The sequence below is a fragment of the Ruminococcus flavefaciens genome (assembly GCF_900143025.1).
GTDB lineage: Bacteria > Bacillota > Clostridia > Oscillospirales > Ruminococcaceae > Ruminococcus > Ruminococcus flavefaciens_I.
Genome location: NZ_FRCT01000001.1, coordinates 200,519 through 213,653 on the forward strand (window position 1 = coordinate 200,519; position 13,135 = coordinate 213,653).

The 13,135-nt window shown below is 41.3% G+C and carries 14 protein-coding genes and 1 tRNA gene; all 15 read left to right on the top strand.

Annotation, left to right across the window (positions count from 1 at the left end):
- Nucleotides 1-13 precede the first annotated feature (13 nt).
- The 15 genes from BUB28_RS00925 to BUB28_RS01000 all read left to right on the top strand — a co-directional run bounded on the left by BUB28_RS00925 (nucleotide 14) and on the right by BUB28_RS01000 (nucleotide 12,587).
- On the top strand, nucleotides 14-586 hold the full coding sequence (locus tag BUB28_RS00925; RefSeq protein ID WP_072947829.1) for a hypothetical protein: 573 nt from the start codon (nucleotides 14-16) through the stop codon (nucleotides 584-586).
- Between the two features lie 315 nt (nucleotides 587-901).
- Nucleotides 902-980: transfer RNA gene (locus BUB28_RS00930), tRNA-Leu, on the top strand.
- 496 nt (nucleotides 981-1,476) lie between these two features.
- Complete coding sequence (locus tag BUB28_RS00940; RefSeq protein ID WP_072947832.1) at nucleotides 1,477-1,668, top strand: hypothetical protein; 192 nt, start codon at nucleotides 1,477-1,479, stop codon at nucleotides 1,666-1,668.
- A complete protein-coding gene (locus BUB28_RS00945; RefSeq protein WP_072947833.1) occupies nucleotides 1,665-2,333 on the top strand; it encodes an alpha/beta hydrolase in 669 nt (222 codons plus the stop codon). The genes BUB28_RS00940 and BUB28_RS00945 overlap by 4 nt, the downstream gene beginning before the upstream one ends.
- Nucleotide 2,334: 1 nt before the next feature.
- A complete protein-coding gene (locus BUB28_RS00950; protein ID WP_072947835.1) occupies nucleotides 2,335-2,712 on the top strand; it encodes a hypothetical protein in 378 nt (125 codons plus the stop codon).
- Complete coding sequence (locus BUB28_RS00955) at nucleotides 2,709-3,419, top strand: SDR family oxidoreductase (RefSeq protein WP_072947836.1); 711 nt, start codon at nucleotides 2,709-2,711, stop codon at nucleotides 3,417-3,419. The genes BUB28_RS00950 and BUB28_RS00955 overlap by 4 nt, the downstream gene beginning before the upstream one ends.
- Before the next feature lie 79 nt (nucleotides 3,420-3,498).
- Complete coding sequence (locus tag BUB28_RS00960) at nucleotides 3,499-4,734, top strand: TFIIB-type zinc ribbon-containing protein (RefSeq protein ID WP_072947838.1); 1,236 nt, start codon at nucleotides 3,499-3,501, stop codon at nucleotides 4,732-4,734.
- 363 nt (nucleotides 4,735-5,097) lie between these two features.
- On the top strand, nucleotides 5,098-5,352 hold the full coding sequence (locus BUB28_RS00965; RefSeq protein WP_072947840.1) for a helix-turn-helix domain-containing protein: 255 nt from the start codon (nucleotides 5,098-5,100) through the stop codon (nucleotides 5,350-5,352).
- Between the two features lie 32 nt (nucleotides 5,353-5,384).
- Nucleotides 5,385-6,086, top strand: coding sequence for an ABC transporter ATP-binding protein (locus BUB28_RS00970; RefSeq protein WP_072948226.1), 702 nt, complete (start codon nucleotides 5,385-5,387; stop codon nucleotides 6,084-6,086).
- Nucleotides 6,087-6,096: 10 nt separating this feature from the next.
- Complete coding sequence (locus tag BUB28_RS00975; RefSeq protein ID WP_072947841.1) at nucleotides 6,097-8,391, top strand: ABC transporter permease; 2,295 nt, start codon at nucleotides 6,097-6,099, stop codon at nucleotides 8,389-8,391.
- Between the two features lie 19 nt (nucleotides 8,392-8,410).
- Nucleotides 8,411-9,031, top strand: coding sequence for a GNAT family N-acetyltransferase (locus BUB28_RS00980; protein WP_072947843.1), 621 nt, complete (start codon nucleotides 8,411-8,413; stop codon nucleotides 9,029-9,031).
- A gap of 130 nt (nucleotides 9,032-9,161) precedes the next feature.
- Nucleotides 9,162-9,812 carry a DUF6796 family protein gene (locus BUB28_RS00985; RefSeq protein WP_072947845.1) on the top strand — a complete coding sequence of 217 codons (651 nt, stop codon included), beginning with the start codon at nucleotides 9,162-9,164 and terminating at the stop codon, nucleotides 9,810-9,812.
- Nucleotides 9,813-9,834: 22 nt separating this feature from the next.
- Entirely contained in the window at nucleotides 9,835-10,893 is a 1,059-nt protein-coding gene (locus BUB28_RS00990) for a DMT family transporter (protein WP_072948228.1), read from the top strand.
- A gap of 57 nt (nucleotides 10,894-10,950) precedes the next feature.
- Nucleotides 10,951-11,820 (top strand): alpha/beta hydrolase fold domain-containing protein, encoded by an 870-nt coding sequence (locus BUB28_RS00995; RefSeq protein WP_081373328.1) that lies wholly within the window; start codon nucleotides 10,951-10,953, stop codon nucleotides 11,818-11,820.
- 26 nt (nucleotides 11,821-11,846) lie between these two features.
- Nucleotides 11,847-12,587: an AAC(3) family N-acetyltransferase gene (locus tag BUB28_RS01000; RefSeq protein WP_072947846.1), complete on the top strand. Its 741-nt coding sequence runs from the start codon at nucleotides 11,847-11,849 to the stop codon at nucleotides 12,585-12,587.
- Nucleotides 12,588-13,135: the final 548 nt, after the last annotated feature.

Here is a 13,135-nt window from a genome sequence, read left to right on the forward strand (position 1 = left end):
AGAGGTTTAAAATGTGATTGATCAGATAAAAAATAAATCGAAAATACCCTTCGATAATTATGATAGGAAATATGAGGCAAAAAATATAATTGATAATATGATTGATGAAAAGCATTTTGCTGATACTCTTACTCTGAAGGAAAAAAATGAATATTTAAAGTGTTTTTACAAGAAACTTTCTTACAGTGTAAAAGCTAATCTGCGTAGAGAATATTATGATCGTATAATTTCTGGATTTGATGCAGATGAAAAGCTGAGTACTGAGCAGATGCAGGATATTAATAACCGGCAAAAATATTCTTTTATAGAAAAAGAAGCGATTAATGAGTCAAAAAGGATTTTACACGAATTCAATTTATTATTCAATAAAGGATCAAGCGTTACTGACTATGAAAATGCTTTATTTGATCTGGCTTTTATAATAGAAAAACGAAATCAGCATATTGATAAGTTCAAAAAAATCGTTCAGGAATATAAAAGCATAAGTATCGAAAAATATAAAAGCGGCTTGACAATATTGAAAAAGCTTAATGAAGAATACAATGTCAAAATAAAAGAAGCAATAAATAATGTTTATTTCAAATGAGATCGTGTGTAAAAGCCCTGATGAACGGTTATATTCTTTTTAGTGTGATTATATAATAGTCTGAGTTTATGTTTTAATAATGGTGCTTTAGATAAATCAGCCTGCATTTGCAGGCTGATTTTTTCTCAGATAGGGCACACCGAAAATAAAAAAGCCCCGCAAGTAATGCAGGGTGCGCCCTATCTGAGAAAAAATAAAACTGAAAGTTTTCGGGAGAGAGTTTGAGAGAACCCCTTTTTCAAAAGGGGTTCTCTCAATAATTAGTGTAAAATTTCTATATGGGTATCGAGGTTACAGCAGACGGTGTTTTTTCATGCCCGCATGATGAAATTTTGGCATACATCCCTGCCTAAGAAGCAGATTTTTGCGAGTTCGAATCTCGCTGCGGGTACCAGATGCTCTCGTAGTCCAACGGCAGAGGACTTAAAATCCGTATAGTATGAGTTCAAATCTCAGTGCGGCCGCCATAAAACTTGAATTTAACACCCCATCCCCCCCGAAGCGATCTGCAATTCGTTTCGGGGGTAATCATTTATGCGGTTATCCGTTCACAAATTGACCTTGAAAAACTGCATTTTTTCAGTTATAATAATTGAAAAGAGAGATTTTGGAGTTGAGCAACATAGTAATTCTTGTTGGCATTGTGAAAAAACGGCAAAAGGTGAGAAAATGATAATGGAGCATAAAGACTTAAAAAAGTGTATGAACTCGGAATTTACATAGTTACGTAACAGACTTTTATAACTGATGAACAATTTGCAGAACTGAAACTTAATCATTTTGATTGCAGAGTAAGTGATATTGCCAATGAAATTAACAGAGTAATTGAACCGAATGGTTCAAAAAAATTACAGGCAGCATGGATAAATGACTGGCTTGAAAGCATTGGTTTGATATGCAAAAATGCAGATGGCTGCCGTGTTGCAACAACAGCAGGCGGTGATATAGGTATTACATCACATATGAAAACAAGAGCTAACGGCGAGGAATACTATCTTAACCTGTATTCGCCCCAAGTACAGTCATTTATTTTTGACAATCTGAAAGCAATAATAGCATTTCATTATGAGGACAAACAATGAAAACAGAGACCATCGGTGGCAGAACCTGCCATATTATGAAAAACGGCACTGACCTGCCTACGATATACTGGGGCGAGATGAAAAACAGCTCCGAGACTATTGAAAAAGTCCTTGCGCTGTGCGAGGACATAAAGTGCAACTATATCATTTACGAGGTCGAGGACTGGAACGCCGATTTCTCGCCGTGGGAGTTCACGCTCAACAGGAAAATGTCTTTTTCGGGCGGCGGAAGCTCAACGCTGGACTGGCTTGTGAACGAATGCGTTCCATACTGCGAAAAGGAGCACGGTCTCACGGGAAAGCGTGTACTCTGCGGATACTCCCTCGCAGGTCTATTCAGCCTGTGGGCGTTCTATGAAAGTCAGGCGTTTGGAGGAGTTATCAGTTGTTCGGGCTCGCTGTGGTTCGGGGACTGGATAGGCTACGCCGAGAGTCATACCGCACCGCAGAACAGCTCCGTTTATCTCAGCCTCGGCGACCGCGAGGAAAAGGCTCGGGACCGCATTATGGCGACTGTCGGGGACTGCACTCGCAGACAGTATGAGCTTGTGTGCGGCGATAAAAACGTGTCCCGTCATATTCTTGAATGGAACGACGGCGGACATTTCAATGAGCCTGAGAAGCGTATCGCAAAGGGTATACAATGGATAGAAAGAGAGGTATGATATGGAATTTGAATACTACAACCCAAGTGATGATAAAAGAAGCTGTGTCGTGCGGACTCTGACAAAGCTAACGGGTAAGGAGTACAGTACCGTCAAAACAGAGCTTACGGTATTAGCTCGGGAAATTGGCTGCGTATCGTATAACGATGAAAAAGTTTTCGGTAAATACTTGGAAAATCACAGCATTTACAAGTGGAAATGCTATAATGATACGAAAGTATGCCAACTCGAATTGAACTGTGGTACATACTGCGTTTATTGTACAAACAGGGACAATTTCTATCATCTTCTGCCTGTTGTGGACAACGTGATATACGATCGCAGAGATAACAGCCGCGAACTATATGTTATTGCTGTTTATAAAAAGGAGACCATATGATATCCGGATTAAAAAACAAAGTAGCCGTAGTAACAGGCGGTGCAAACGGGATAGGCAAGTGCATAGCCGAGGAGTTCCGCAAAAACGGAGCGGCGGTGTGCGTTATCGACAAAGCCGAGGGAGACCACTTCGTCGGCGACATTTCAGACAAGTCCGTGCTTGAAAAATTCGCACAGCAGGTAATAGCTCAGCACGGACACATCGACTTCCTCGTGAACAACGCTCTGCCGCTGATGAAAGGCATTGATGAGTGCAGCTATGAGGAGTTCCAGTATGCACTGTCAGTGGGCGTGACTGCGCCGTTTTATCTGTCGAAGCTGTTCGCTCCGTACTTTAACAAGGGCGGCAGTATCATCAATATTTCGTCCTCACGCGACCGCATGAGTCAGCCTCAGACCGAGAGCTACACGGCAGCGAAAGGCGGAATAGCAGCCCTCACTCACGCTCTTGCGGTAAGCCTTGCAGGAAAGGTTCGAGTGAATTCTATCTCCCCGGGTTGGATCGATACGTCCTACAAAGTCTATGACGGTCCCGATGCATATCAGCAGCCCTGCGGACGTGTGGGAAATCCAATGGATATCGCCAATATGGTGATGTTCCTCTGCTCCGACAAGGCAGGCTTCATCACAGGCGAGAATATCTGCATCGACGGTGGTATGACCAAACTGATGATATATCACGGCGATAACGGATGGGAGCTGAAATGATCATATAAATATCAGACAACATGCTTTGAGCTGCCTCTTGAAGCATTTTATTTATAACAAAGAAACACAGGTGATAAAAATGTCAGAAGTAAAAGAATATAAATGTCCGTCCTGCGGAGCTCCGATGTATTATGACATCAAACAGAAAACATTGTCATGCAGATTTTGTCAGAATACATACGATCAGGAGTACATTATCTCCCACCTCGATGAAGAAACTAACGGAAAGCTTCCTGATTTTGACTGGGTAAAAAGGTCAAAAGCAGTATGGGAGCCCTATGTAAGTGATAAGATCGAAGAATTTAAATGTCCGTCGTGCGGCGGAAAGATAATAACTCAATCTTCGACTGCAACGGCAAAATGTCCGTTTTGCACCCATGATCTGATAATCTCTTCTGACCTGCAGGGAGACATCAGACCTGACAAGGTTATTCCGTTCAGGATAACTAAAAAGGAATTTGCGGATAAATACACACACTATATTTCAGGGGTAAAAAATGTTCCCAGGGTATTCAAGGATAAGGCTGCACTGGATAATATAACAGGCTGCTATATACCTGTCTGGGGATACAGCTGTACCTGCGAATCGACTATTAATTCGGATTTCTGTTCGTCTATAACTGTAAAGGATTATCCGATACTTGCAAACGACAAAAACATGGGCTGGCAAGTTTTTTATTCCATGTGGCCATTCAATTTCAGTGAAGCAGATGATTTTAACGAGTCATACCTTACGGGCTTTTATGCAAGCAGATATACTATCGGAGCTGAAAACGCAATGAGAACTGCTGACTACTACATAAAAGAAGAGTGCCCTGGAAGCAGACAATATGAAGCTAAATACAAAAAAGAGTTTGAATCAGATAAAATACCATCAGAATCTCAGGGAGAAGGAATAAAAAAGATCATACACAACAGGGAGCTAACGTATTATCTTGTGCCTGTATGGCTTCTGAATATAAAATACGTTAACAGGACCTATACCATTGCCATGAATGGTCAGACAGGAAAAATGTGTGCCGATGATCTTGCTGATAACCCATTGTATTATACCTGGTTTAAAAGAATATACCTTATCGTTCAACTGATAGACTTTATTTTGGGATTTTTAGTATTAAAACGGATCGACAGAGAGGTCGGTTTTGAGACATTTGATTTTATTGTAATATTAATAGGAATGAGCGTGTTTTCTACGTTTTTGTTTAATTTAATAATAACTTCGATAATATGCAGGCTCATATTCCGCAGAACCAGAAAGAAACTAAAACCGATCGAAAAGAATCGCTTGTTTTATGTACGGGATTTTCTTGAGTAAAAAGCGCCTATGTGACAAAGAGGTCAGGTTTGAATTTTTGAGTCAATACATCAGTTACGGACAGTAACGGCAGAGTCGGCAGGTAATGTACTGACTGCACAGGATCGTTTCAAGGCTTATCTCGATTATTTTCAGATAAAGCATTAAAATGAATATACACAAATAAAAATTCCTCTCATCGTGAGGACTTTTATTTACTTTATATAAAATCAACTCTATATTGCAGAAACGCAATCACAAGCATTATCACATTTACTCCCCATTTTTATGATTCATGTTGACAATACAATTGGTTAGTGGTATAATCTTAATATGACGTTATTATATACTAACTAATTGTATTGAATTAAAGAAGATGTTTTAGTGCTCGGTAAAAAAACGGAGAATTATCTTGGAACTATACTCAAAATTCAGGAATCGTGCGGCAGTGCCGGAGGTATTGATATAGTCGGAGAACTTGGCGTTTCAAAACCAACGGTCAGTATAGCTGTTCGTGAATCTGAGAAAGAAGGATACATTGAAGGTATAAACGGTTCTCATATAGTTTTTTCTTTCAGAAACATCCTGAGATCATATCACAAGAGAATAACAGTTTTAGGAGCTGTTTTTTTGACATAATGTTTGTTATAGCTAACTTAATGGAGGAATATATGAAAACAGTTGAATTCGAGAATGTAGTAAAAATTTATGGTAAAGGTGAGGGAAAGCAGGTAGCAGTAGACCATGTGAGCTTTACCATAGAAAAAGGAGAATTTGTAGTCATACTCGGACAGTCGGGCGCAGGAAAGTCCACTGTGCTGAATATGCTGGGAGGTATGGACGTACCGACTGAGGGCAAGGTGATCGTTGACGGAAAGGATATATCTTCCTATAGCGATAAACAGCTTTCGGAATACCGTGCTGATACTATCGGATTTATTTTTCAGTTCTATAATCTTCTTCCCGGACTTACCGCTTACGAAAATGTAGCACTTGTCAAGGACATAAAGAGATCTGCGCTCAGTGCAGATGAAATGCTTGAGCGCGTGGGACTTGCCGACCAGAAGAATAAGTTCCCGACACAGATGTCAGGCGGTCAGCAGCAAAGAGTATCTATTGCAAGAGCTCTTGCCAAAGATCCTAAGATAATCCTCGGCGATGAGCCTACGGGCGCACTTGATTCGGAAACGGGAAAGCTGGTCATAGATCTGCTGCAAAAGCTTTCTACCGAGCATGGAAATACGGTGATACTTGTTACTCATAATGCAGATATCGCAAAGTGTGCAAATCGTATAATCCATATGAGGAACGGTAAGATAAAGTCTATTAAGACCAATGAAAATCCGCTGTCCGTAAACGATATCGACTGGTGAGGTGACAGCAATGCTCAGAAGAAAAATGCTTCGTGACATCAGGGCGAACCTTGCACAGTTCTTTTCAATAATGCTGCTGTCACTGATAGCTATGTGGTGCTATACGGGATTTCAGGCAAATGTCATCGGCGGCAAAAAAGCAAGAAACGATTTTGAAAACAGTTCAAACTTTGCTGACGGCTGGATATATGGTGCGGATTTCAATGAGGAACAGGCAAAGAAAATTGCAGCTATCAGCGGCATCAAAGATGTACAGCGACGAACCGAGGTGCTCGGAAAAGCTGATGAAAAATACAATACTGCGGAAATGTACTGCTATTTTCAGAACAGTGCTGATGTTACGATACCTCGCACGACAGAAGGAGCTGACTTCAATGCAGATGATGAAGAAGGCTTGTGGCTGTTCAGCAGATTTGCCGAGGCATGGGGAATAAAGGTCGGTGATAAATTCACGGTTCATGTTATGGGACTTGACATCGAAAAAGAAGTCAAGGGATTTATTGTCACTCCCGAATATGGATACGCCTGCGCCTCGACTGATACTGATACGGACTTTCATAACATAGGATTTGCCTATTTGTCGCAGAAAGTCCTGCCGGAGGATATGCGTATCAGCAACGAACTGATATTTACTTGTAATGGCAAGGCACTCGGCTACGAAAAGGATATCGCAAATGCTCTTGGCGATAATTACGCATATTTTGCCGACAGAAACAGTATTCGCGGCTGGTATCAGCTTTCGGACGAGCTTGCTCAGCACGACAGCTTTTCGTACATATTCTCTTTTGTATTCGTAGCTATTGCACTGCTCGTTATTATCACCACTATGAAACGTATGATAGCACAGCAGAGAACGCAGATAGGCACACTTAACGCTCTCGGCATGAAAAAGCGAAAGATACTTGCTCACTATCTCAGCTACAGCTTTGTACTGTCGACGATCGGCTGTGTACTTGGTATTATTCTCGGTATACTGACATTCGGCAGACTTATGGTGAATATGTTCAGTAAGTTCTATACGCTCCCGGACTGGCAGCCGGGATTCAGCTATAAGAGTATCATAGTTGCGGCGGTTCTTGTGTTTATATGTACGGGAACGTCTTATCTTAGCTGTAAGCAGATACTGAAGATACACCCGTCGGAGGCTCTCAGACCTGCGGCTGCCAAAACTACAAAACCCTGCATTTTTGAGAAATTGCCGTTCTGGAAGAAGCTCAGTTTCAATGTAAGGTATAATCTCCGCGATATATCACGCTCTAAAATGAGAGCGTTTATGGGAGTTTTCGGCACCTGTATGGGCATGATGATAATGGAACTGGGTATCGGTGCCTATGATACAGTAGATTATGTCCGCGACTGGTATTTCCATGATATCCAGAATTATGAGTATCAGGTTCTGCTCAATGACAACTGCACTCCCGAACAGGCTGAAGAGTTAAAAATCGATACAGGCGGTGAGCTTATAGCTATGGAATCAATATCCATAGCAGCAAAGGAACACCCGACTTCCGACGGTATCATAAGCTGTAAACTGGCAGTTACCGAGGGTGAGCAGCTCTACTGCGTATCGGATACAGAGCTCAGAACAACTCCCATAAGGAAAGGCACTGTTGCTCTGACTATGAAACAAGCAAAAAAGCTTGGACTTTCAGAGGGAGACAAGGTTTACTGGAAAACAGCGACAGGTTCTGAATGGAACGAGAGTAAAATTGGACTTATATCACGCCACCCGAATATTACGGGAATCACCATGCTGCGTGAGGATTATGAAGCCGCAGGAATGAAGTTCCGTCCTGTAATGCTGGTATCGAAGAACAACTGTGAAAAAACTGCCGATAACGACTGTGTTTCTGCTGTTCATAGCATGAAAGACCTTATTGCTGCGTTTGACAAGATGATGGAGATAATGAATCTGCTGGTATATTTCATGGTGGTATTCTCAATTCTGCTGATAGTTATAGTTCTCTATAATTCGGGTAATCTTTCATTCAATGAGCGCGAAAAGGAATTTGCGACTCTTAAAGTCCTTGGCTTTAAGAGCAACGCAGTCCGCAGACTGCTGTCCACACAGAACCTGTGGCTGTCCATTATCGGCTGCATATTCGGACTGCCCCTCGGACGTGTACCGTTACAGGCAATGATGGACTCCAACGGCGACGCAGTTGACTGGCCGTGCTATATTGCGCCCACAACGTATATAATCGCGGCAATATTTGTAATGACCGTATCCGTACTTGTCAGCTTTATGTTCTCGCGCAGAATAAAGAAAATAGACATGGTCGAAGTGCTGAAAGGCATGGAATAAAAACGCAGAAAGGGTATTTATGAAAAAAGTACGCTCATTATCAAAAGAGAAAATAGATGAAATATCCGCACTTATCGGTGCGTCGTTCTGGGATTTTCCCTATGAACCCAATGAAGGCGGACTGAAACCGTTCTTTCCGTCAAAAGCGGCTATGACGGAATATATGAAGTCATTTGTTATTGCAGGCATCGAAAGCGGAACGTTTTACTGCACCGATCACGGCGAGGGCTATATCCTCATCACCGATACAAAGGGAAATCATCCGAATTTCCGAAGCATTGTCAAAATGGCACGGCGAATGAAAAATGCGCTTGGCGGCTGGGGCAAACTGTTTTCATTTCTGAAACAGGCAAACAGCGGCTGTGACATCAAGCCCCTTGAGATACAGATGAAAAGGCAGAAGAAGCCCTATGTCAAGGTTGAAATGCTGATCGTGACAGAGAAGTATCAGGGACAAGGATATATGCGAAAACTTATGGAGTTTGCCTATAAAATGGCAGACAAAAACGGCTGTCCCTGCATACTTGATACAGACGCAAAGGGCAAATGCGACAGATATGTGCATCTGGGCATGAAGCTCGTTCAGACGCGAACGGCGGCAGGCTGTAAGATATATGACCTTATGTACAGCGGCTGGTAGATGCTGGTTACAGGTATCAGCCTGATGTGGCACAATATCTTTCTGATTTCCGTGATCGTCGTCAATAGGGGAATTATGACCGTTGTACTGAAAGCAACAGAGGGGAAATGAAAGTGAAAAGGAGTTTAATATGTATTTGGTTTTTTCGATATTAGGTCTTATTGGCGGTCTGCTTTGCTGTGTGGGAGATATTCTCTTTGATTTGAAAGGTAAAGGAAATGAAAAACTTGGAACTTCAAAGAATATTGACAGCAACTGGCTCAAAATGGCTGACCGTAGATTCGGTTTGTCTATCGCTCTTGCTATGATAGGCGATGCGCTGGTAGGACTCGGATTATATTCTATCGGTATGCAGATTGCTGAAACACATTCGCTGCTCGGTTATATGACGATAGGTTTCGGATATTTCGGTGCAATGGCAGGCATTTTTATTCATGCTTTTCTCTGTATTCAGGCACTGATTTACAAAGGTGCGATGATACACGGAAATTTACAGATCGCTGACGATATACTCGAAAAAATATACAAGCAGATCATGCCGACATTTCTTTTAGGTTATGCAACACTTTTAGTACCGACAGTTCTTGTCATAATCGCTATTCTGAACGGCGCACTTGATGTACCAAAGATATGTGTACTTCTGAATCCGATCGTATTCCTGATAATTGGAACGACCTGCCGAAAAATTGATCCGGTAAAATTTCAGGATCTCCCCGGAATCATCATGCCGAGCTTCGGACTTTCCATGTTCGGACTAATCGGCATTCTGAACCTGATATAGAAGGGGGGCATAGGTGAATGTTATGACCGATCATAAAAAGATCGCTATTCTATATGCACTGGCGGCAGCGGTGTTCTATGCACTGAATGTTCCTTGTTCCAAGCTGCTGCTTTCATACATTGCACCAACAGTTATGGCGGCATTCCTTTATTTCGGTGCAGGCTTCGGTGTTGGTATCATGTATCTTTTCCATTGTAAAAAGGAAGCGCCCTGCGAACGCCTTGCAAAAAAAGATTTGCCTTATACGATTGGAATGATACTGCTTGATATCATAGCACCGATCCTTCTGATGATCGGCGTAAAATACGGTACAGCGTCAAGTGCTTCTTTACTTGGAAATTTTGAGATCGTCGCAACAACAATGATCGCTTTTATTCTTTTCAGAGAGAAAATCAGTAAAAAACTGTGGGCGGCTGTCGGACTCATCACATTGGCAAGTCTGATTCTGTCGTTTGGAGATATCAGCAGTCTGCATTTTTCTATCGGTTCACTTTTTGTTCTCGGTGCGACTGTATGCTGGGGAATGGAAAACAACTGCACAAAGAGTATCTCTGAAAAAAGCACCTATCAGATAGTGACGATAAAAGGCATCGGTTCGGGAACAGGTTCGCTGATTATGGCGGCAGCACTCGGTGAGCACATTCCGCCTGCAAAATATCTTCTGCCTGCATTCGTGCTTGGATTTGTTGCATACGGGCTTAGTATCTTTACCTATATCCGTGCTCAGAAAGAACTCGGCGCTGCGAAAACCAGTGCGTATTACGCAGTTGCTCCTTTTATCGCCGCATTTCTTTCCTTTGTATTTCTGCATGAAAAGCTGACAGTGGTTTATCTGGCGGCTTTCATTGTGATGTTTTTCGGAACAGCACTTGTAACTGCTGATACGCTTGCGCGTTATCATTCTCATCAACATCAGCATACTTTTACACATACCCACGACGTAATCAAACATACACATACGGTCACGCACTATCACAGCCATTCACATTACGTCAGCGATGCCGTACACGGTCATAGACATAGTCGGCATGAATTGGAAAAACTTGTATCTGAGCTTCATGTAAAGGAGCACCTGCTATGAGATTGATGCAACTGTCATGACAAGCTGATAAAACTGTCACGTTAGGAGGATTGTCATATGAAATTTGATAAACAGGATAAGGTCGTAAAAGCTCCCGACGCTTTGAATAATCCGCTGTATAAGCTGACAAAAGCAGTGGTGAAGGCAGCAAAGCTCAGGGAAAGTCTTATCGGTACAAAAGAGGAAGTCCTTGCGAAAGCGGCAAAAATGAATGCAAAAAGCCGACATTTCATCATGCCCGATGACAGCAAGGCACATTACACCGATCATCTGATACAGGAGAAGTATCACTGCCTTGAAATTGATATTGAAAAGAAACGGCGTAAGAAAGCGGTGCTGTTTGTATTCGGAGGAGGAATGATACTTGGTTCGGATAAGGGAGATGTGGGAATTTCGAGAAAGATTGCAGAAACTACAAATGCCGATGTGTGGTTTCCCTATTATCCCATCTGCCATGAACATGATATGCTTGAAAATGTGAAGATGATATATGAGTGCTATGCGAAAATGCTGACATTTTATAAGGCTGAAAACATTGTATTTCTCGGCTTTTCATCGGGCGGAGCTCTGATACTTGATCTTATCACATACATCAATGAACTGAATGACAGCGGCAGTCATATCCCTATGCCGGGAATGTTGATACCTGTTTCATCGGGCAGCGTTCCCGTTACAGAAACGGAGAAAGCAGCAATAAATCGACTTGATAAAAGGGATATCATGATACCTGCCGAGTATATGTATATTGCCCATGATATAATGTGTCACGGCAGAGATATTCCTGAAATATACCTTGCAACTGCACACGGAGATTTCCGCAATGCTCCCATGACGCATTTTTATTACGGCAGTGCCGAAACGCTGTATGCCTTTGCGCCGAGCTATGCGGAGAGCTACCGAAAGCGTATGAACTCGGAGCTTCATTAGAATAACATCACGAAAATGAGGACATTATGGTAACAAAACAGCAATTTGAAAACGCCCTGACAGAATTAGGGGTAAAAAAGGGCATGACCTTAGAGGTACACAGTTCGCTGAGCAGTTTCGGTGAACTTGAAGGCGGAGCAATAACTGTAATTGATACACTTAAAAAGCTTGTTACAGAAGAAGGCAGTATTTTTATGCCTGCTCTGAGACTCAGCAGAGAACTTGAAATAACAGAAAATGATAAAAAATTGGGAATGACTGTAAAGATCAGGATACTTGATCCCGATACAGAACATACTGCAATGGGTATCGTTGCTGACACTTTCAGAATGATGCCTGATACATATACAGGACGTGAAACTATAAGTACGTCAGGCTGGGGCAAACACGGCAGAGAAGCATTGAACGGCGGACTTGATTATGCTATTCACAATGGAGGAAAAGCTCTTATGCTCGGAGTTGATATTTACAAGCTTACAGCAATGCACTATGTAGAAGGAATAACTCCAGAGGATATCAATAAACAGTTTGCTCCGACAGAAGAGATAAATCGCATTTATCACCCTGATAAATGGTTTATCGAAGCAGGTCATCCACCTGTAAAAGCATGGTATAAAATACAGGCAATGGCATACGAAAAAGGGCTCATAAAAGAAGCGTACATTGGCAGTTGTAAAGCTATGTTTTTCGATATATTGCCGGTGATCTCGCTGTATGAAAACGAATTGAAAAATGATCCTTACGGCTTATGGGGAATGAAGAAATAATGAGCATTAGCGGAAGAAACTGCCTGCGATATACCGGTGAGATAAAAACAGGAACACAGTTTATTGACGGGAAATATAATTTGAAGATAGAATTTATAAATTGTAGAATTTTAGAGGTCGATTGCATATAATTTTTATATATTAAATGCAGACGAAAGTGTTCAAGCAATTGAAATTTGTATAATAACCGCTTTTTTTATGCCATTGAATTATATATCAGGGCATACAGGGATAGATCACAAACTATTGACATTAATTGTGACTCTTGATATAATTAATTTAAACTCACACTACTTAAACGTTACATTTACACATCTATTATTATACTCAGCACTTTTTAATTAATAATTTTTCTAAATATTCTACTAAACTTTTTAATATGCTTTTTAATAAATTACTATATTTTTATTTTAATTCTATCTTTAGCTTTTTTTGATGTTGATTGTGAGTTTACAAAGTATAAGGATTATTATTGTGTCTAAAAATAAAGGAATAAAAAGTGTATTTCGTTCAAAAAATGAAGTACACTTTTTATTTTTTTCTAAAAA

Excerpts from the sequence above, each read along its gene's own strand:
- BUB28_RS00945 (WP_072947833.1), top strand. The coding sequence starts at position 1,665 with ATGAAAACAGAGACCATCGGTGGCAGAACCTGCCATATTATGAAAAAC.
- BUB28_RS00950 (WP_072947835.1), top strand. The coding sequence starts at position 2,335 with ATGGAATTTGAATACTACAACCCAAGTGATGATAAAAGAAGCTGTGTC.
- BUB28_RS00955 (WP_072947836.1), top strand. The coding sequence starts at position 2,709 with ATGATATCCGGATTAAAAAACAAAGTAGCCGTAGTAACAGGCGGTGCA.
- BUB28_RS00960 (WP_072947838.1), top strand. The coding sequence starts at position 3,499 with ATGTCAGAAGTAAAAGAATATAAATGTCCGTCCTGCGGAGCTCCGATG.
- BUB28_RS00970 (WP_072948226.1), top strand. The coding sequence starts at position 5,385 with ATGAAAACAGTTGAATTCGAGAATGTAGTAAAAATTTATGGTAAAGGT.
- BUB28_RS00975 (WP_072947841.1), top strand. The coding sequence starts at position 6,097 with ATGCTCAGAAGAAAAATGCTTCGTGACATCAGGGCGAACCTTGCACAG.
- BUB28_RS00980 (WP_072947843.1), top strand. The coding sequence starts at position 8,411 with ATGAAAAAAGTACGCTCATTATCAAAAGAGAAAATAGATGAAATATCC.
- BUB28_RS00985 (WP_072947845.1), top strand. The coding sequence starts at position 9,162 with ATGTATTTGGTTTTTTCGATATTAGGTCTTATTGGCGGTCTGCTTTGC.
- BUB28_RS00990 (WP_072948228.1), top strand. The coding sequence starts at position 9,835 with ATGACCGATCATAAAAAGATCGCTATTCTATATGCACTGGCGGCAGCG.
- BUB28_RS00995 (WP_081373328.1), top strand. The coding sequence starts at position 10,951 with ATGAAATTTGATAAACAGGATAAGGTCGTAAAAGCTCCCGACGCTTTG.
- BUB28_RS01000 (WP_072947846.1), top strand. The coding sequence starts at position 11,847 with ATGGTAACAAAACAGCAATTTGAAAACGCCCTGACAGAATTAGGGGTA.